The 18,453-nt window shown below is 33.5% G+C and carries 22 protein-coding genes; 15 read left to right on the plus strand and 7 right to left on the minus strand.

The window, feature by feature from the left end:
• Positions 1-43: 43 nt before the first annotated feature.
• From J0383_RS06380 to J0383_RS23675, 7 genes are all read left to right on the plus strand, one after another.
• Positions 44-547, plus strand: a complete 504-nt coding sequence (locus J0383_RS06380; RefSeq protein WP_207297591.1) for an LptE family protein — start codon at positions 44-46, stop codon at positions 545-547.
• Between the two features lie 83 nt (positions 548-630).
• On the plus strand, positions 631-2,280 hold the full coding sequence (locus J0383_RS06385; RefSeq protein ID WP_207297592.1) for a tetratricopeptide repeat protein: 1,650 nt from the start codon (positions 631-633) through the stop codon (positions 2,278-2,280).
• Between the two features lie 5 nt (positions 2,281-2,285).
• A complete protein-coding gene (gene secG, locus J0383_RS06390) occupies positions 2,286-2,624 on the plus strand; it encodes a preprotein translocase subunit SecG (RefSeq protein WP_207297593.1) in 339 nt (112 codons plus the stop codon).
• Positions 2,625-2,770: 146 nt separating this feature from the next.
• Positions 2,771-3,046: a co-chaperone GroES gene (locus J0383_RS06395; RefSeq protein WP_008467105.1), complete on the plus strand. Its 276-nt coding sequence runs from the start codon at positions 2,771-2,773 to the stop codon at positions 3,044-3,046.
• 79 nt (positions 3,047-3,125) lie between these two features.
• Positions 3,126-4,757 carry a chaperonin GroEL gene (groL, locus tag J0383_RS06400; protein ID WP_207297594.1) on the plus strand — a complete coding sequence of 544 codons (1,632 nt, stop codon included), beginning with the start codon at positions 3,126-3,128 and terminating at the stop codon, positions 4,755-4,757.
• A 271-nt stretch (positions 4,758-5,028) separates the two neighbouring features.
• Positions 5,029-5,763: an alkaline phosphatase family protein gene (locus J0383_RS23670; protein ID WP_239023257.1), complete on the plus strand. Its 735-nt coding sequence runs from the start codon at positions 5,029-5,031 to the stop codon at positions 5,761-5,763.
• Positions 5,729-6,229, plus strand: a complete 501-nt coding sequence (locus J0383_RS23675; protein WP_239023259.1) for an alkaline phosphatase family protein — start codon at positions 5,729-5,731, stop codon at positions 6,227-6,229. Before J0383_RS23670 ends, J0383_RS23675 begins: the two co-directional genes overlap by 35 nt.
• A gap of 236 nt (positions 6,230-6,465) precedes the next feature.
• Here the strand turns inward: J0383_RS23675 and J0383_RS06410 are convergent, their stop codons facing one another.
• From J0383_RS06410 to J0383_RS06425, 4 genes are all read right to left on the minus strand, one after another.
• On the minus strand, positions 6,466-7,305 hold the full coding sequence (locus J0383_RS06410; RefSeq protein ID WP_207297595.1) for an SDR family NAD(P)-dependent oxidoreductase: 840 nt from the start codon (positions 7,303-7,305) through the stop codon (positions 6,466-6,468).
• Positions 7,306-7,397: 92 nt separating this feature from the next.
• Entirely contained in the window at positions 7,398-8,306 is a 909-nt protein-coding gene (locus tag J0383_RS06415) for a helix-turn-helix domain-containing protein (RefSeq protein WP_207297596.1), read from the minus strand.
• Positions 8,307-8,547: 241 nt separating this feature from the next.
• Positions 8,548-10,077 (minus strand): SulP family inorganic anion transporter, encoded by a 1,530-nt coding sequence (locus J0383_RS06420; protein ID WP_207297597.1) that lies wholly within the window; start codon positions 10,075-10,077, stop codon positions 8,548-8,550.
• A gap of 296 nt (positions 10,078-10,373) precedes the next feature.
• Positions 10,374-10,586 carry a hypothetical protein gene (locus tag J0383_RS06425; protein ID WP_207297598.1) on the minus strand — a complete coding sequence of 71 codons (213 nt, stop codon included), beginning with the start codon at positions 10,584-10,586 and terminating at the stop codon, positions 10,374-10,376.
• Between the two features lie 206 nt (positions 10,587-10,792).
• Here J0383_RS06425 and J0383_RS06430 point away from each other — a divergent pair, with 206 nt between their 5' ends.
• The 3 genes from J0383_RS06430 to J0383_RS06440 all read left to right on the plus strand — a co-directional run bounded on the left by J0383_RS06430 (position 10,793) and on the right by J0383_RS06440 (position 13,040).
• A complete protein-coding gene (locus tag J0383_RS06430; protein WP_207297599.1) occupies positions 10,793-11,791 on the plus strand; it encodes a sensor histidine kinase in 999 nt (332 codons plus the stop codon).
• Positions 11,764-12,477 (plus strand): LytR/AlgR family response regulator transcription factor, encoded by a 714-nt coding sequence (locus tag J0383_RS06435; protein WP_207297600.1) that lies wholly within the window; start codon positions 11,764-11,766, stop codon positions 12,475-12,477. The genes J0383_RS06430 and J0383_RS06435 overlap by 28 nt, the downstream gene beginning before the upstream one ends.
• A gap of 101 nt (positions 12,478-12,578) precedes the next feature.
• Positions 12,579-13,040 carry a hypothetical protein gene (locus tag J0383_RS06440; RefSeq protein WP_207297601.1) on the plus strand — a complete coding sequence of 154 codons (462 nt, stop codon included), beginning with the start codon at positions 12,579-12,581 and terminating at the stop codon, positions 13,038-13,040.
• A gap of 59 nt (positions 13,041-13,099) precedes the next feature.
• On the opposite strand, the gene J0383_RS06445 is transcribed toward J0383_RS06440, so the two are convergent.
• On the minus strand, positions 13,100-13,384 hold the full coding sequence (locus J0383_RS06445; protein ID WP_207297602.1) for a hypothetical protein: 285 nt from the start codon (positions 13,382-13,384) through the stop codon (positions 13,100-13,102).
• Positions 13,385-13,622: 238 nt separating this feature from the next.
• On the minus strand, positions 13,623-14,039 hold the full coding sequence (locus J0383_RS06450) for a DoxX family protein (RefSeq protein WP_207297603.1): 417 nt from the start codon (positions 14,037-14,039) through the stop codon (positions 13,623-13,625).
• 315 nt (positions 14,040-14,354) lie between these two features.
• Between J0383_RS06450 and J0383_RS06455 the strand changes: the two genes are divergently transcribed.
• Entirely contained in the window at positions 14,355-14,786 is a 432-nt protein-coding gene (locus J0383_RS06455) for a hypothetical protein (protein ID WP_239023261.1), read from the plus strand.
• Positions 14,787-15,099: 313 nt separating this feature from the next.
• Here the strand turns inward: J0383_RS06455 and J0383_RS06460 are convergent, their stop codons facing one another.
• Entirely contained in the window at positions 15,100-15,483 is a 384-nt protein-coding gene (locus J0383_RS06460; RefSeq protein ID WP_207297605.1) for a hypothetical protein, read from the minus strand.
• Positions 15,484-15,573: 90 nt separating this feature from the next.
• Between J0383_RS06460 and J0383_RS06465 the strand changes: the two genes are divergently transcribed.
• The 4 genes from J0383_RS06465 to J0383_RS06480 all read left to right on the plus strand — a co-directional run bounded on the left by J0383_RS06465 (position 15,574) and on the right by J0383_RS06480 (position 18,422).
• Positions 15,574-15,780: a hypothetical protein gene (locus J0383_RS06465; RefSeq protein WP_207297606.1), complete on the plus strand. Its 207-nt coding sequence runs from the start codon at positions 15,574-15,576 to the stop codon at positions 15,778-15,780.
• A 61-nt stretch (positions 15,781-15,841) separates the two neighbouring features.
• Positions 15,842-17,113: a TMEM143 family protein gene (locus tag J0383_RS06470; RefSeq protein ID WP_239023263.1), complete on the plus strand. Its 1,272-nt coding sequence runs from the start codon at positions 15,842-15,844 to the stop codon at positions 17,111-17,113.
• A gap of 76 nt (positions 17,114-17,189) precedes the next feature.
• A complete protein-coding gene (locus J0383_RS06475) occupies positions 17,190-17,654 on the plus strand; it encodes an Mpo1 family 2-hydroxy fatty acid dioxygenase (RefSeq protein WP_207297607.1) in 465 nt (154 codons plus the stop codon).
• A 174-nt stretch (positions 17,655-17,828) separates the two neighbouring features.
• The gene (locus J0383_RS06480; protein WP_207297608.1) at positions 17,829-18,422 is read left to right on the plus strand and encodes a dihydrofolate reductase family protein; all 594 of its coding nucleotides are present in this window, start codon (positions 17,829-17,831) and stop codon (positions 18,420-18,422) included.
• Positions 18,423-18,453: the final 31 nt, after the last annotated feature.

The raw sequence follows: 18,453 nt of genomic DNA on the forward strand, positions 1-18,453 counted from the left end.
GGAATTTGAGATTTAAAACATTGGAATTCCCCCAATAAACATTATGAAAAAAATATATTCTTTATTTGCATTTCTTAGCCTTTTCATGTTGAGCGGCTGTGGTGTTTATAACTTTACAGGAGCATCTACAATTGATGCAAAAACTTTTCAGGTTAACTTTTTTCATAATAATGCTGATTTGGTTGAACCTGGAATTGACAGGGATTTTACCCTGGCCTTACAGGATTTGATTATGAATCAAACCAATTTGAATTTAGTTAGTAACGGCGGTGAATTGGTTTATGAAGGTGAAATCGTAGATTACAGAATCACGCCAATGACTGCAACAGCAGATCAGCAAGCTGCACAAAACCGCTTAACAATTCGTGTTATGGTACGATTTACAAACAAAAAGAAAGAAACAGATGATTTCGAAAAAACATTTGAGTTTTACTACGATTTCCCTGGAACTTCTCTACCTACAGGATCGGTGTTAAACGAAGCTATTAAAACCATTTTTGAGAGAATCACACAAGACATTTTTAATGAATCTCTTGCTAAGTGGTAAAATAAGTCCAATGATTTAGTCGTTAATAGACTGAAGATGAAGCCATAATTAATAAAAAGAAAAATTCGATTAAATAAAAAATAATGAACGTTACTGATTATACCTACTTAATGAACAAACCTGATGCTATTACAGAAAAGCAAACGGAAGCATTAGGAAGCGTTTTGAATGAATTTCCATATTTTCAAAGTGCTAGAGCACTTCGCTTAAAAGGACTTTACAGCCAAAACAGCTTTAAGTATAATTATGCTTTAAAAGTTGCGGCTGCGCATACGGCAGATCGTTCGGTTTTATTTGATTTTATCACTTCTGAGAAATTTACCTCGATTCAAAATGAATTTTACGATCAGAAACTTAAAGATCTTTTAGAAATCAATGTTTTAGATAGTGAAATTGTTTCATTTGATGAAGTCAAAAAAACTCCAGAAGTTCGTATTGATCCTATCGAACAGTCTATTTTAAAATCAATTAAAGAAGCTACAACCGTTGTTTTTGAAAAACCTTCTGAAATTGTAGAAAAAACAGAAGAACCAATTGCTGAAACAGTTGAAGAAACCATTGTTGAACCACCTATTGCTGTTTTAAGCGAAGAAGAAATTTTAGATTCTTTTGTAAAAGTAACTGAAGCAGAAGAAGTACTAAACGATACCGCTCTTGAACCTGCTATTGCAATTCCAACGGAAGAAGAAATATTAAATACCTTTGAAGCGGTAACAACTGAAACGGAAGAAATAACAGAAGAAGTTATTCCCGAAGAAGAATCTATTATAAGTCCAAGCGAAGAAGAAATCCTAAATACTTTTATACCTGTAATAGATCAGCCTGCCGAAATTAAGGACGAACAAGAAATATTCGAAAGTTTTGAAGAAGTTACAGAGACTGAAACAGAAGAAATTCCTGAACCTGTTATAGAAGATGTAATTGCAGCTCCTAGCGAAGAAGAAATTCTTAACACCTTTAAGGAAGTTGAAAACGAAAACAAACCAGCCGATATTGCTGAACAACCTGTTGTAAAACTTAGAACTCATACCTTTTTTGATGAATTTGTAGATGACGAGGAAGAAGAAGAAATTGCTGAGCCAACCGTTGATCCAGCTGAGGAAGCTGTTTTAGTTTCGATTATTGAGCCTGCGAATGTTGTTTTTGAAGCACCTGAAGTAATTGAGGAATCAAAAATCGATGAAGAAGCTGCAGATGAAGAAGAAATTATTGAAGTTCAGGAAACTGAAAAAACTGAAATTTCGGAAATTGTAAAAACAGCCGAAGAAAATCTAGAAATTGGAAAACCAATAGATTTCAAAGGAAATGAAAAACATTCTTTTCAGGAATGGCTTCAATTGGCCAGAACAGAGCCTATTGACCGCACAAAAGATACTTCGACAGAATCAGATTCAAATGAAAAAAAAAGTATTGAAATAACCGAAAACGCTTCAGTCGAGGATGAAAAAAAGAAAAAGGCAGAAATAATTGACAGATTTATTGAAGCAAATCCAAAAATCTCACCTATCAAGCCTACTATGGCCAATCCGTCGATACAATTAAATGTTGATGAAGAGGAGAATTCATACCTAATGACAGAGACTTTGGCCAGAGTATATTTGGAACAAAAAAAATATACAAAGGCTATACAAGCATATGAAATATTAATTTTGAAATATCCAGAAAAAATTACTTTCTTTGCAGACCGCATTTCGGATATAAAGATTTTACAACAAAATAACAATAATAATTAATACAAATGAGCACATTTTCAATTTTCTTAGTTTTAATCACAATAGTTTGCTTTCTATTGATCGTAGTGATTATGGTACAAAACCCTAAAGGAGGCGGATTGTCTTCTACTATCAGCGGAACTCAAATGTTAGGTGGTGTACAAAAAACAACTGACTTTTTAGACAAAAGTACTTGGACACTAGCAACTATTTTGATTGCTTTAATCTTACTTTCAAGTTTAAGCTTCACTGGATCATTAGGAGATACAGGATCTAAAATCATTGAAAAAACGGAAGCTCCTGCAAGTACTCCGGCAGCTCCTGTACAAGGAACTCCTGCTCCAGCAGCACCTGCAGCAAAATAATATATACAACACAAATTAAAATGCCAGCCTGTCAAAGCTGGCATTTTTTTTAGGAAATAATGTCAGTTTATAGAGCATGGCACAATTTCTGAAAGTTTATTGAACATTAAAAAATATATAACTTATAACTTAATTAATATTAAATCATGGCTTTAAACATTAAACCGCTTTCTGACCGCGTACTTATTGAGCCTGTTGCAGCTGAAACTAAAACTGCTTCAGGTATTTTTATTCCAGATACTGCCAAAGAAAAACCTCAAAAGGGTACTGTTGTAGCAGTAGGAAACGGAACTAAAGATCATACTATGACTGTAAAAGTTGGTGACACTGTTCTTTATGGCAAATATGCCGGAACAGAATTAAAACTTGAAGGAACTGATTATTTGATTATGCGTGAGGATGACATTTTAGCAATTATCTAAAAACGTATTAAGTACAACAGTATTAAGTATTAAGACTAAGTAACTTGAAACAAATCAAAACTTTAAACAAAAATTAAAAATGGCAAAAGATATAAAATTTGATATTGAAGCACGCGATGGTTTAAAACGTGGTGTAGATGCATTAGCAAATGCTGTAAAAGTAACACTTGGACCAAAAGGTCGCAATGTAATTATTGGAAAATCATTTGGTGGACCAACCGTTACTAAAGATGGTGTTTCTGTTGCAAAAGAAATCGAATTAAAAGACGCATTAGAAAATATGGGTGCGCAAATGGTAAAAGAAGTTGCTTCTAAAACCAATGATTTAGCTGGTGACGGAACTACAACTGCTACAGTTTTAGCTCAGGCTATCGTAAAAGAAGGTCTTAAAAACGTTGCTGCAGGTGCAAACCCAATGGACTTAAAACGTGGTATTGATAAAGCCGTTGAAGCTATCGTTGCCGATTTAGCAAAACAAGCTAAAGTAGTTGGAAGCGATTCTGACAAAATCAAACAAATTGCTTCTATCTCTGCAAACAACGACGAAGTTATTGGTGAATTAATCGCTGATGCTTTCGCAAAAGTAGGTAAAGAAGGTGTTATCACGGTTGAAGAAGCTAAAGGAACTGACACTTTCGTAGACGTTGTTGAAGGAATGCAGTTTGACAGAGGATACCTTTCTCCTTACTTTGTAACAAACCCAGAGAAAATGGAAGTTGAATTAGACTCTCCATACATCTTATTATACGACAAAAAAGTTTCTTCTTTAAAAGAATTACTTCCAGTTTTAGAGCCGGTTGCACAATCAGGAAAACCATTATTGATTATCGCTGAAGATGTAGATGGTGAAGCTCTTTCTACTTTAGTAGTAAACAAATTAAGAGGAGCTCTTAAAATTGCTGCTGTAAAAGCACCTGGTTTTGGTGACAGAAGAAAAGCAATGTTAGAAGATATCGCAATCTTAACAGGAGGAACAGTAATCTCTGAAGAAAGAGGATATACTTTAGAGAATACTACTATCGAAATGTTAGGTACCTCAAAAAGAGTTTCTATCGATAAAGACAATACTACAATCGTAAGCGGAGCTGGTGAAGCGGATATCATCAAAAACCGTATCAACCAAATTAAAGGTCAGATGGAAACTACAACATCTGATTACGATAAAGAAAAACTACAAGAACGTTTGGCTAAATTAGCTGGAGGTGTTGCTGTTCTTTACGTTGGTGCTGCTTCTGAAGTAGAAATGAAGGAGAAAAAAGACAGAGTTGATGACGCATTACACGCTACTCGTGCTGCTGTTGAAGAAGGAATCGTTGCCGGAGGTGGTGTTGCTTTATTAAGAGCAAAAACTGTCTTAGCAGAACTTAAAGCAGACAATGCTGACGAGTCAACTGGAATCCAGATTGTATCTCGTGCTGTGGAATCTCCATTAAGAACTATCGTTGAAAACGCAGGTCTTGAAGGTTCTGTTGTAGTTGCAAAAGTAACAGAAGGTTCTGGTGACTTTGGATACAACGCAAAAACTGATGAATATGTAGATATGCTTGTTGCTGGTATTATCGATCCTAAAAAAGTAACTCGTGTAGCTCTTGAAAACGCTGCATCTGTTTCTGGAATGATCTTAACTACAGAATGTGCATTAATCGATATTAAAGAAGAAAATGCCGGAGGCGGAATGCCAATGGGAGGCGGAATGCCAGGAATGATGTAATCGTTCTCTTCTTAAAACTTAAAAGCGCTGGATTTTTATCTGGCGCTTTTTTTTGTTAGCCACGAATTCACGAATTATTATGCAATCTTTGCGAATATTTTGTTCAATTACACAGATCAAAGCATTCGTATAATTAATGACAACTATTTTTAAACACAAAGATTTGAAAAAAATAATTCGTGAATTCGTGGCTATTCTTTTTATTAAACATTCTCTTTCTCTTTAAAAAATGTGATATTAATACCTTTGTATTTCTATTTAAAATTGCAAAATGAGAAAATTCAAAACTCACCTTTTATCTTTTACATTCTTACTTCTCACAACTTTTTTACAAGCTCAAAATAACAAAGACAACTATGTTGTTTTAGTTTCGATGGATGGATTTCGCTGGGATTACGGCAAACTTTATAATCTTCTAAACCTGAAAAAAATCGAAAAAGAAGGCGTTCACGCCAAATCGATGAAACCATCATATCCAACTAAAACGTTTCCAAATCATTATTCGATTGTAACAGGACTTTATCCGGATCATCACGGAATCATCAATAACGTTTTTTACGATGCTTCTTTAAACCAATCGTTTTCATTATCAAGCGATGCTAAAAAAGATTCCCGTTTTTACGGAGGAATCCCAATTTGGAATCTAGCAGAGCAACAAGGTGTAAAAACGGCTTCGTTCTTTTGGCCGGGTTCAGATATTGACAAAAGAAATCCAAGCTATTTCAAAAATTACGATAATAAAATTACGTACGGAGCCAGAATCGACACCGTTATGAAATGGTTACAGCTTCCTGAAAAACAACGACCTCATCTGGTTACTTTATATTTTGATGAGCCTGATCACACAGGACATAATTTTGGTCCTCTTTCTCCTCAAACTGAAAAAATGGTTATCAAGATGGATTCTATTATAGGCCAACTATCTCGTAAATTAGAGCAACTGCCTATCGGAAAACAAATTAATTTAATTCTTGTCTCAGATCACGGAATGGCTGGATATCAGTAATACCAAAAAAGTAGCAATTCTTGATTATTTAAAACCAGAATGGCTGGGTTATAAAGATGTCGTGAATCCAATTATGAGTATACAGGCAAAACCCGGATTTCAGGATTCTATTGCAAATGCTTTAAAAAAAGTACCGTATATTAAATTTTGGAAAGCCGCAGAAGTTCCTGAACGATTACATTATGGAACAAATCCGCGTGTACATGATTTTGTTATCGAAGCCGAAAAAGGATGGAGTTTAGTAAGCAAAGAAAGTACACATATACAGGGCGGCACTCACGGTTATGATAATAATGAGAAAGATATGCATGCTATTTTCTACGCAAAAGGCCCTGCTTTTAAAGTCAATAAAAAAGTAAAAACGTTTCAAAATGTTTCGGTTTATCCTTTAATTGCTCATATTCTAGGATTGCAGATTGGCGAAATTGACGGAAAATTGAGCGATGTTGATGCAATGCTGAAGTAATGTGTCAATGAGAAAATTTGTCAATTAGATAATTTCTCTTCATTACATAAAAATCAATTGCCTCCTGCTTTAGCTGGAGGTTGACTTATTGAATCCCAAAAGGGCTTTAGCCAAACTTCATAGTTCGGCTAAAGCCCTTTTTTCATCATTTATTTTATTCCTCCAGATGAATCTGGAGGCAATTCAACAAAAATTATGGACAAATTTTCTAATTACCAAATTGACACATTATCTAATTAAAAATTAGTCCCAACAGAAACCTCTTTCCATTGTCCTAATTCACCTTGAACACTTGCTATTTTTTGATTTGCCATATTGAAAGCATCTTCACCTAAAAATAAATGCAACGGTGGATTTTGATCTTGACTAACTTTAATTAAAGCTTCCGCTAATTTTACAGGATCTCCCGGCTGATTTCCGTTGATTCCTTCTTTGTGTGCGTTTTCAGATTGTCTAACTTCTTTATATTCCTCAATTGGATTTTCTGGCAGTAATAAAGAACTATCTTTTAAGAAATCGGTTCTAAAATAACCTGGATACACGATTGTTGCGTGAACACCAAATGGTTTAATTTCTGCTGCTAAAGATTCTGTTAAACCAGCAACTGCAAATTTTGTAGAACAGTAAATTCCCCAACCTGGAAATTCTCCGTAATATCCTCCAATTGAAGAAATATTAAAAATATGTCCTGATTGATTGGCACGAAGAATTGGCGCTGTATGTCTAATTACGTTTAATAACCCGAAAACATTTACTTCGTAATTTTTTCTAGCTTCAGCATCGGTTAATTCTTCCAAAGCTCCTAATAACCCGTAACCAGCATTATTAACTAATACATCAATTGTTTTAAAATGATTTACGGTTTTGTCGATGGCATTTTTCACGCTTTTTTCATCTACTAAATCCATTTCAAGAGGAAGGAAATTTTCAGATACATTTCCTAATTCTTTTATTAATGAAGATTCACTTCTTGAAGTTGCAGCTACTTTAAAACCTTCTGCTAAAAGCTTTTTAACTAATTCTAATCCAAGTCCTTTTGAAGCACCTGTGACAAACCAAACTTTGTTATTTCCCATGATTTTAAATTTTTACGTTTATAATTACAGGACAAAGGTATTACCGAAGTGCTTCTCAAAAATTAAAGCAATCAAGTAAGAAGTTGCAAAAATCAAACAATTTCAGTTAAACGATAGTTTTTAGGCGAAACCTGAACATTTTTCTTGAAGAAATTGATAAAATGAGACAGTTCTTCGAATCCTAAACACCAAGCAATTTCATTAATATTCCAATTGGTTTGTTTTAAAAGAATCATCGCTTCCTGAACAATTCTTTCGGAAATAATCTGCGAAGTCGTTTTTCCGGTAGTTTCTTTTAAAGCTTTATTGAGATGATTCACATGCACATTTAATTGACTCGCATATTCTGAAGGCGAACGGAAATTAATCTGCTGTGTGATCGATTCTATCGGAAACTGACGCTCTAATAATTCTAAAAACAAGGAAGAAATGCGAATTGTTGCGTTTGATTTACTATATAATGAAGTAGTTACGGTTTGTGTTTTAAGCGCAAGGTGAATAATTTCGAAAACCAGATTTCGAAGCATATCATATTTAAAAGCGTAATCCGAATTGATTTCGTCAAACATTCTTAAGTAAACCAATTTTAGAGATTCGGCTAATTCCATTGAGATGGGAACAATAGGATTTCCGCCCGGCTGGAATAATGGATATTCTTTTAAATTCCCATATTGGCTAAAAAAAGCATCGGTAAAAATACAGAAGAATCCTGTTTGGTTTTCATCAATCTGTTCCCAATTATAGGGAATCTGCGGATTGGCAAAAAACAAGGCCTGATCTTCAATTTCAACTACTTTATCAGCATAGTGAACTTTGTTTTTCCCAATAATCAAACTTATTTTATAAAAGTCTTTTCTCGTGTATGGAAATGGTTTGCAGATACTTCCAACAAAGTCATCTAATTTAAAAACATTAAAATGTCCGATTTCTTTTTTAAGATTCTCGGGCATTCCGTTTACTTTGATTGTGTAAAAATCTTCTAAGGTTTCTGTCAGCTTCATTTTGTAAAGTTACGAAAATCAATCTTTATATAATTAGATAATTTGAAAATGTGACAATTAGAAAATGATTAACTGCTGTCACCCTGAGCGAAGTCGAAGGGCGCTCCAATTGGCAAGTGGGCTTCGACTTCGCTCAGGATGACAAAAACTTAATCAATTATCAAAAAAAAACCGATAGGTTTTAAAAACTATCGGGTTTTATTGAATTATCTAATTGGCAAATTGCCACATTCTCTAATTATCAAGACACCACTTTATAAGTGGGATCTTCAATTATATTTACATTAATAACCGCATCTGCATTTTTTAGCAATTGGCGACAATCTTCACTTAAATGTTTCAGCTCAACAACCTTATTTAGCTGATTGTATTTTTTTGTTAGATTGTTTAAAGCTTCAATTGCCGACATATCTGAAACTCGGCTTTCTTTAAAATCGATAATAACATGATCCGGATCGTTCACAATGTCGAATTTCTCCAGAAAACCTGCTGTTGATCCAAAAAATAACGGTCCAAAAATTTCGTAATTTTTAATTCCGTTTTCATCTATAAAATGTTTGGCACGAATTCTTTTAGCACTTTCCCAAGCAAAAACCAAAGCCGAAATAATCACACCAATCAAAACTGCCAAAGCCAGATTATGCAATACAATAGTTATTAATGCTACTAAAATTCCAACGAAAATATCGTGTTTCGGCATTTTATTGATAATCCTGAAACTTGCCCATTCAAAAGTAGTAACTGCAACCATCATCATCACGCCTACTAATGCTGCCATTGGTAATTTCCCAATTACGGGAGCACCAAAAAGAATGATAATTAAAATGGTTAAAGCTGCGATAATTCCCGAAAGTCGGGCTCTTGAACCTGCTCCAAGATTTACCAGCGTTTGTGCAATCATAGGACAGCCTCCCATTCCGTAGAAAAATCCATTTAAAATGTTTGAACTTCCCTGCGCAATACATTCACGATTACTGTTTCCACGTGTTCCCGTAATTTCATCAACTAAATTCAGCGTAAGCAAACCTTCTGTTAAACCAACAGCTGCAACAATAACCGAATAGGGAAATATAACTTTTAAAGTGTCAAATGAAAGCGGAATATTTGGAATATGAAAAGGAGGAAATCCGCCTTGTACAGACGCAATATCTTCTACAGTTTTGGTTTCGATATTCAAAACAATGACCAACGCAAAAACAATCATAATAGCTACTAACGAAGCCGGAACTGCTTTTGTAATCTTCGGAAAAATTAAAACAATTCCAATTGTTAAAGCAACCAAACCCGTCATAATATACAAAGGTGTTCCTTGAAGCCACGAAACTTGTCCGTTTACAATGGTTTTGAACTGTTCCAACTGCGACATAAAAATAACAACCGCTAATCCGTTTACAAAACCAAACATTACGGGCTGCGGTACTAAACGAATAAATTTTCCGAGTTTAAAAAGTCCGATACAAATTTGCACTACGCCGCCAAGCGCAACGGCTGCAAAAACATATTCAATTCCGTGCGATTTCATCAAGGCGATCAAAACGATTACGGTTGCTCCTGCTCCACCGGAAATCATTCCTGGTCTTCCTCCAAAAATAGCGGTTACCAATCCGGCAATAAAAGCCGCATATAATCCTACCAAAGGTGGAAATCCAGCCAAAATAGCAAACGACAGCGATTCTGGAATCATAGTCATTGCCACAGTAAAGCCGGCTAAAATTTCATTTTTATAATTGACTTTTTGAGTAAAATCGAAGAGTTGGAATGCTTTTTTCATAAGGCACAAATGTAGAAAATAATGCCCAAAAAGCGACTATTCCTTTTGACCTAAAAAGCATTCATAAAAGCAGAAACAATTTGTTATCCCAATAAAAGCTTTAAAAGCATAACGAAAACCGAAAGGATAAAACTTATCATTTTTAAATAATTTTTCGAAATAAAAAACAACACAAAATACTTACAAAAAAATCACATAGAATCACGATTTGTACCTGTTTTTGTTTGAGGATTGAAGTTTTAAGTTTCAGGTTATCGAGTCAATGCGTGAAACTTGAAACCTGAAACAAAAAACATTTATTCTAATCGAATACATAAAAATCCCAAACAATTGACATAATCAATTATCGTATTCCATTGCAATTCTAAACCTTCTACACGAAGGATTTTATCGCAGTCTTCTAAATCAAAATTCACCTTATAAGAAGGAAATTGTCTTTTAATTACTGCGATAACATAATTGGTTTCGGTTTCCTTTTCTACGTTTGTTTTAAAAATTTCAACAACCATAACTAAACAATTTTAAATCTTAAAAACTCTCTTTCTAATTTGTTTTTTTAGAACTGATTCTCGAATCGGTGTGTCAAAAGTAAATTACCAAATCGTATTATAACAGCAATTTTATACCAGTGGCGTATGATTTATACGAATGGCGTTCGTATAAATTATTCTTTTCAAAACACTATAAACTATACGATTATAGTATTTTTGCCTCTATGACAATTGCAAAAATTTACCAGAACTTTATTCTGCGAAACATTCTCGTAAACACTCTTGTTTATTTGGTCATTATCGCTTGTGTATATGACGAAATAAAAGCCGAAGGACATGATATCAATTACATGTTTGGCAAAATTGCTCTGGGTTATTTTCCGTGTATAATCTGGATTACTTGTTTTAATGTTTGTATTATCAGACCCTTTCTATTTCGCAAAAAACTCAAACATTTCTTTTTGCTGCTTTTAATCTATTGGACAGCCTTTTTCTTTTTTATGGATTGGTTTTTCCCATTTGTAGGATTAGGAAATTTAAAAACACTTCAGATTTTATCGCTGATTATTAACGGGACTTTCTTCTACTTTGTTCATATTGTGATTACCAAAAAAATCACTCAGGCCGATAAGGATATTATGAATTTCAAATCAGAGCTTTCGTTTTTGAAACAACAGCTGAACCCGCATTTTTTATTAAATGCCATGAATAATCTATACGGAGAAGCCCTTGCAGAACCTGATAAAGTTCCTGACCGAATCCTAAATCTTTCGGATATGCTGCGTTATCAAATTGAAGCTTCTAAAAAAGATTATGTTTTAATTGAAGAAGAAATAGCTTTTGTAGAAAAGTACATTGAATATTATACCTTTAGAAACGAAAGATTATCTGTAACCCAGAATATTGAAGGGATTCATAACGGAATCGAGATTCCGCCTTTATTCTTTTTGCCATTGGTTGAAAATGCGGTGAAATTTTCTGCCGAAACTGCTCAGCCATTTATTAATCTGGATTTAAAGATAAAAAACCGAAATTTGACGTTTACCATAAAAAACAGTTATCTTGATTCTGGTTCCCGACTTTCGAGTACCGGAATTGGAATTGAAAACTTAAAAAGACGTCTGGAAGTTTACGGCTTAAAACATGATTTATGCTGTAGAAAAGAAAAAAATGCGTTTACCGTAAAATTAAGCATATGGCACTTACCTACCGCTGTCTCATAATCGATGATGAATCGCCGGCGCACAAAGCGCTGATTTCGCACATCTCAAAATTTGACGAACTGGAACATTCCGGAAGTGCTTTTAGTGGTATGGAAGCATTAAAAATGCTCAATGCCAACCCATACGATATTATTTTTCTCGACATTAATATGCCGGTAATTTCTGGGGTTGAGTTAATGGAATTACAGCCCAATCGTCCGCTTACGATTGTCACAACCGCTTATTCTGATTTTGCGCTTTCGGCGTATCAAAACGATGCGATTGATTATCTGCTTAAACCTATTTCTCCAGAAAAATTTGCCAAAGCGATTGAAAAAGCCAAAACGTATTTCTCTGGAAATAATTTGAAAAAAGAAATCAGTCCCAATTCAAAAGCGCTTTCGTACCGCATAAACGGACAAATAACCGAAATGCCTCTTCAAGATATTATTTATATCGAAAGTCTTGGCAATTACATGAAACTGTACAGCACTAAGCTCAATTTACCACACATTATTTACGGTTCGCTTTCTAGCATCGCCTCCGAAATTGATTGTAAAAGTTTTGTTCAAGTGCATCGTTCTTATATTGTAAATACTACCAAAATCACAGCGGTTACTTTTAAAACGCTTACTATGTGCAACGGCGAAATTATTCCCGTTGGACGGAAGTATCAGATTTTGTTAGACAATTTGATGATTAGATAATGTGTCAATTAGATAATTTTTGAAAAGCTCAACATTACGGTCAAAAGCTTGAGGGAAAAATCAAAAATCTATTACTTTTACAGTACATTATTAAATAATAAATGAACTGGATCATTCAAAACTCAGATAAAATAGAATTTCACACTAACTTAAAAGAAATTTTAAAACCAATTTTAGATGAAGTAAAATCTTTTAATTGGGTAATAAGTGATTTTGATTTTATAACAGACAAAGAACTTCCAATTAATCATAATCAAGTTTTTTTTGTTTTATCTAATCAGGAATTTAATGAAATTCTAAATTCGGATGTTCAATTTATTTGGGGAGTTATTTCTGGTTTTTCTAAAGATGAAGAAATTATAATTGATGAATGCAACCTTCCTTTTGCTGAAGGAAATGATTTAATTTGGAAAAATGAAAACCTTCAAATCTCCAATTCTACTATCGAGATTATTGCTTTTGACAGCACTTTCACCATCATTAAATTTAAAGACAAAAATTTATCTGATGTTTTCAAAGAATATTTTGATGAAGCAATAGCATTAGAAAAATTTAATTCGTAAAAACCACATATAAAAAAAGCTCCGAAATATATCGGAGCTTTTAAATTTTATCTAAAAAGCTAAACTGCTTTTACCATTATCACATTATCGCAAGCTTTTTGAATTTGCTTGTCTGTGAACTGAGATAAAACTTTAACCAAATCTCTGCTGGTTTTCAGACAGCTTAGCATTTTCTGCCTTAGAATAAGATCGTTTCCAAATTCTGTCTTGAGTAATACCTCAAATACTTCCTGCAAATAGATAGGTTGCTTTTGAAATTCTCCATCGAAACTTAAGTTAGAAACGAAAATGGCTACTGCGCGCATTACAGCGCGGTTTGATGTTTTTTGATTTTCTTTTGTCATATCGAAAATTTTTAAACGCACGAAACCCTCGCTTTAGATGTGACAAAATACCTGTAAAACAGATAGATTTGCTAGCCTTTCGGTTTAAACTGCTCATCATGGCGAGGGTTCGCTTATGTTAACTTATAAAAGTTTAAAAAGATTGTTTTACTGCGATATTTTGTCGGTGACAAACGTACAAAATTAAAGTTATAGAAAGAATAAAAAAATAAGATATTTTCTTACAAATTTTAAAAACTTAATATTTCCTCTTTAAATAACTAATCGCTCCCGTACTCCACAAAGCCAGAAAAATCAAGACGGGTTGAAAAAACAATCGTATCAATCGGGCTTGATCAGTGTCGAGTCCAAAGGCTGGAGTTTTGTTTAAATATTGGGCAATATTTCCTGGAAAAACCAATACATAAAATACCGCCAGCGCAATGCCCACAATTACTTTATATCGTGTTAGAAATATCATGCTGAGACCTAAAGCTATTTCGACAATTCCGGAAAGAATCACGACAAGATCTTTATCTAGCGGTACCCAATTTGGAACTTGCGCCTGAAAATCGGTTCTTTGAAAAGTAAAATGCCCAATTGCGGCTGTAATCATAAAAAGTCCTAGTAGGATTCTAAAGAAATTCTGCGTTTTGGTTGTTTGTATATTTTCCATATGTGAAATAATTTCATGAGTTAAAACAGCATTTATAAAAATCTGTATTCCAAATTTAAAACATTCAAAAGCAAAACGCTTTCTACATTCGTGGTAAAATAATTATTTAATATCCATTTTGATCATCTTGTAAAGACTACAAAACATTGTCAAAACATACTGTAGGTTATGGTTTGAATTATTTACGAAATCTTTCTTACGTAAAATATCAGCTTTAAATATAATTTTCTTACTTAAATAATTTACCTTCGCAAAAGTCCCAGAACGATAATCTACAAACTCATGAATATTTTTAATTTATTTAGGAGATCAAATATGAAATGTCCGAGATGTTTGGGCAAGGGATTTGTGGACTGGGAAGACATTCGCCGTTTGAACAAGCAATTAAAATGGGTTCCCGCGCCTTGCGCTTACTGCAACGGCGAAGGAAAAGTCGACAAAGAAATGCTTTCAAAAGTCGCAGTAGACTGCACATACCTCACGATAGATTTACCCGAATCTGAAATCGAACAAATTAAAAATGGCGAAGAAGAAGCGATAGAAAAAGGAAAACAACGCGAACTTTTTATCGAAAACTTAATCCAATTTGCCGAAAAACACCTTCAAAACCAAAATCTGGATGCCGAAAGTATTGCCAATTTATACATGGAAACGGAAGACGAAACTGCGCCTTTTTCTGTCGATAAAGAAAGCTTAATCAAATACATTCAAGGCATAATTGAATTTAAAAGATCTAATTTCAATTAAACACACATTCTAAATTCATACAAATTCAAAACTTTCTTTCTCATTTGCAGAGAGAAAGATTTTATGCGTATTGATCTTGAGGAAATTTCACTACTATTTGAGTACCATTTACAAAAACAGGTATAAATACGTATTGCCAGAAGTTTATTAAGTGGTAAAATTGCAAGGAATAATTTTTACTTTAGAATGCAGTTTCTTGCAGAAGAAGCTTTTTTAAACTTTTGTCACTTTTTTTTTGGAACAAGAAGTGGGATTTCAAATCGCTGGTAACGATTAGAAATCCCACTTTTGTTTTTTAGTACTTTAAATATATTTATTTACTTTTCCTATATGTTTCGACTTGTTCTTCGAGGTGCATAATAATCTTTTTTAATCCGTCGATCGTTTCTTTTCTCGAATCGGCAAGATCTTTATAACTAACCGCATTTTCAGGGTCAGAAAAACCATAAATTTCACCTTCTTCTTCAAAAATAGTTGGTTTTATCATACTTCCAACTCCTGTTAGCAGCCATTCAGGATTAATATCAGAATATCTTTTTAGGATATTCTCTAACTTATCAACTCCTATGGTTTTATGGTGTTTTAACTGACTAGCAAAAGAACCATTCGACATGCCAACTTCTCTCTCAAAAGCACTTACTCGGATTTTCTTCGAATCTAGATATTGCTTTATTCTTTCTATAGTGTTTTCTGCCATTATATAAATATTTAGAAAATATTCTACAATATATTAGTTAATTAGGAAAATTCTTACTATATTTGTCTTAGCTATAATACAAACAAAGTAATGAACAAAAATATAAAAACTAAACCAAGTTATAACCAAGAAATCCTAAAGATTTTAAAAAATAAATACGGGTATTCTTACGACTATATTCGTAAATCAATTAGAGGAGATCGTTCTGGAGAGATTAGCGAGAAAATAAAATACGAATACAACAAGCTTGTAAGTGAGTCTAGAAAGGCTATAGAAATACAAGTCAGCAAATTGTAAACTCTTTATTGTTCTTTATTTTACAGAAAAAGTTTTCGGAAATTAAATTGAGGCAGTATTTTTGCGTTTAGTAAACGCCACGAAATTAAAGCCAGAAATCGATATGATCCGAGAACATTATATTCCGTTTAACAAAGAATTCTTACTCGAACAACAAATTGCCGCTTTCGCCGATGATTCTCAAAAAGTCGATGATTTTAAAAAGCTTTTTGATATTGTTGAGCATTACTATCATTATGAATCTTTTAACCTCAATCGAAATCTAAAACAGCATTATGCTTTATACGATCCAGATTTGAGCGAAAAAGAACGTGAACAGTTTATAAGCAAAAGCAGTTTTCCGGTTTTTAAAGAAACGCTGCTGACGGTTTTACAACGAGGTAATTACTACAGAATTGATGAAGGTACTTTAAAAGACGCTTTTACAGAATCGGATTTGATTGGTTTAAATCTGGCGATTGATTTTAATGCTTTCAAAGATTATGAGCTTTACGCGCGCGGACATCAAGCTGCAAAAGAAAAGGTCAAGAAATTTTATTTCTGGAAAAAAGAAGTTGAAATCGAATATTACGACCGCGTTTTAATTTACCTTAATTACAGCGACGCTGATTTTCTGACTCAAAAGAAAGTCAAATTAGGCAAAATGCCTATCGATCCGGGTTCTATTGCATTGAAGATTTTCAAACGTGTTCCTAAAAACGATTTAGAAACTATTTTCCCAAATGCCATTCCGCGAATGTCTCTTCGAGATAAATTACTGCTTTGGGTTCCAGGGCTTTTTGGTGGACTTTCTTTATTGAGTGCCAAAGTAATTCCGGCTTTGATTAATATGTATGATGCCTATCAAACAGGCGAAACAATTGATTTATTAAACAGTAAAACTTCCTTAAATCAAGGTTTGATTGCGCTGGGAATCTTGGCGGCATATTGTTTCCGTCAGTACAATAATTTCATTAATAAAAAAATCCGCTATTCGAAAATGCTTTCAGATAGTTTGTATTTTAAAAATGTGGGAAACAACAGCGGTGCTTTTTATTCGCTTTTAAATTCATCTGAAGAAGAAGCTTTAAAAGAAACTATTCTCGCCTACACTTTTTTACACGAGAGCGAAAAACCTCTTACCGCCGAAGAACTTGATTTTCAAATCGAATCTTGGTTTGAAACCAAGCTGAATACTAAACTTGACTTTGATGTAAACGATGCTTTACTGAAATTAAGAAGTATAGGAATTGGCAAAGAAAACAACGGAAAATGGCACGTAGTTCCCGTAAAAGAAGCTTTAGTAACCATTGACGAACTGTGGGATAGTGTTTTTGAATACAATCAAAAATGAGATATAGTTTTTGGGCTGGTTATCAATCTAAAAGAAATTTTATTAGATTTACGTAACTAACCTTAAAACCACAAAAATGAGAACTTTAGACCAATGGTTTGCAGAATATGCTGTAAGCCACCAAAACCCAACAAACAAAGCTATACATTACATTTGTGTTCCTGCTATTTATTTTTCTATTGTGGGATTATTAATGAGTATTCCAAGCGGTATTATTGCCAGTACTTTACAATTAAACACTCCTATTATCGAAAACTGGGCTTTTGTGGCGCTGCTTTTTGTTTTGATATTCTACATTAGATTGTCGGTTGTAATGGCGCTTAAAATTGCTGTTTTTTCATTTATCTGTCTTGCAATTAATTATTATGTGAGTCAGTTTGTGCCTCTTTGGATGTTTTCAATTGGTGTATTTGTACTCGCTTGGATCGGACAATTTTATGGACATAATATTGAAGGAAAGAAACCTTCTTTTCTTAAAGATCTTCAGTTTTTATTAATTGGCCCGGCTTGGGTAGTTGAAAATTTGTTTTCGAAAAAATAAAAAATAATTTGCGATTCAAAATATTAAAAAAGGACAAAGAAGAGTTTTTCTTTTTTGTCTTTTTTTGTTTTCAAACTTTTTATTCAATCCGTTAATACTGCTACACAACTGACTATCAATAAATAAATAAATAAATATTCATTAAATTTATATATAAATCAAATTATAAACGGTATGAGAAAGATAATTGTTTTGTCAATGATTTCATTAGATGGTGTCATGCAGGCGCCGGGTGGACCGGAAGAAGATACATCAGGTGGTTTTAAATTTGGCGGATGGACGGTTCCGTATGGTGATGAAATTTATAACAATGCTGTACAAAAAGAGCTAGAACCCGCAGATTATCTTTTAGGCCGAAAAACATTTGATATTTGGGAAAATTACTGGCCTTTTCATAACGATTTCTGGCCTGGAATTAACGAAGGCACTAAATATGTTTTCTCCAATTCAAGAAAGGAATCTGAATGGAGCAATTCGGTTTTCATTAACGATCTTGACGCTATAAAAAAACTTAAAGATTCTGATGGTTTGGATATTAATATTTGGGGAAGCAGTGAACTTATTCATTTATTACTAAAAAATGATTTAATCGATGAACTGCGTTTAAAAATTCATCCGTTATTATTAGGCAAAGGCAAAAAGCTGTTTGATGAGAATATAAATCCATCAGCATTTGTTTTAACAGAAAGCACGATAACTTCAACTGGAGTTATTTTAGCGAATTATAAAAGATATGGCGAAGTAAAAACTGGAGACGCTACGGTTTAATTTTTATTTCTAAACTATATAATTAATATAA

It is taken from the genome of Flavobacterium endoglycinae, assembly GCF_017352115.1.
Classification (GTDB): Bacteria; Bacteroidota; Bacteroidia; order Flavobacteriales; family Flavobacteriaceae; genus Flavobacterium; species Flavobacterium endoglycinae.

Bases quoted from the DNA above. Each gene is read 5' to 3' on its own strand.
- J0383_RS06435 (WP_207297600.1), top strand. From the start codon at position 11,764: ATGGCACTTACCTACCGCTGTCTCATAATCGATGATGAATCGCCGGCG.
- J0383_RS23670 (WP_239023257.1), top strand. From the start codon at position 5,029: ATGAGAAAATTCAAAACTCACCTTTTATCTTTTACATTCTTACTTCTC.
- secG (WP_207297593.1), top strand. From the start codon at position 2,286: ATGAGCACATTTTCAATTTTCTTAGTTTTAATCACAATAGTTTGCTTT.
- J0383_RS06440 (WP_207297601.1), top strand. From the start codon at position 12,579: ATGAACTGGATCATTCAAAACTCAGATAAAATAGAATTTCACACTAAC.
- J0383_RS06480 (WP_207297608.1), top strand. From the start codon at position 17,829: ATGAGAAAGATAATTGTTTTGTCAATGATTTCATTAGATGGTGTCATG.
- J0383_RS06415 (WP_207297596.1), bottom strand. From the start codon at position 8,306: ATGAAGCTGACAGAAACCTTAGAAGATTTTTACACAATCAAAGTAAAC.
- J0383_RS06420 (WP_207297597.1), bottom strand. From the start codon at position 10,077: ATGAAAAAAGCATTCCAACTCTTCGATTTTACTCAAAAAGTCAATTAT.
- J0383_RS06395 (WP_008467105.1), top strand. From the start codon at position 2,771: ATGGCTTTAAACATTAAACCGCTTTCTGACCGCGTACTTATTGAGCCT.
- J0383_RS06455 (WP_239023261.1), top strand. From the start codon at position 14,355: ATGAAATGTCCGAGATGTTTGGGCAAGGGATTTGTGGACTGGGAAGAC.
- J0383_RS06425 (WP_207297598.1), bottom strand. From the start codon at position 10,586: ATGGTTGTTGAAATTTTTAAAACAAACGTAGAAAAGGAAACCGAAACC.
- J0383_RS06385 (WP_207297592.1), top strand. From the start codon at position 631: ATGAACGTTACTGATTATACCTACTTAATGAACAAACCTGATGCTATT.
- J0383_RS06460 (WP_207297605.1), bottom strand. From the start codon at position 15,483: ATGGCAGAAAACACTATAGAAAGAATAAAGCAATATCTAGATTCGAAG.
- J0383_RS06430 (WP_207297599.1), top strand. From the start codon at position 10,793: ATGACAATTGCAAAAATTTACCAGAACTTTATTCTGCGAAACATTCTC.
- J0383_RS06380 (WP_207297591.1), top strand. From the start codon at position 44: ATGAAAAAAATATATTCTTTATTTGCATTTCTTAGCCTTTTCATGTTG.
- J0383_RS06410 (WP_207297595.1), bottom strand. From the start codon at position 7,305: ATGGGAAATAACAAAGTTTGGTTTGTCACAGGTGCTTCAAAAGGACTT.
- J0383_RS06475 (WP_207297607.1), top strand. From the start codon at position 17,190: ATGAGAACTTTAGACCAATGGTTTGCAGAATATGCTGTAAGCCACCAA.
- J0383_RS06445 (WP_207297602.1), bottom strand. From the start codon at position 13,384: ATGACAAAAGAAAATCAAAAAACATCAAACCGCGCTGTAATGCGCGCA.
- J0383_RS06450 (WP_207297603.1), bottom strand. From the start codon at position 14,039: ATGGAAAATATACAAACAACCAAAACGCAGAATTTCTTTAGAATCCTA.
- groL (WP_207297594.1), top strand. From the start codon at position 3,126: ATGGCAAAAGATATAAAATTTGATATTGAAGCACGCGATGGTTTAAAA.
- J0383_RS06465 (WP_207297606.1), top strand. From the start codon at position 15,574: ATGAACAAAAATATAAAAACTAAACCAAGTTATAACCAAGAAATCCTA.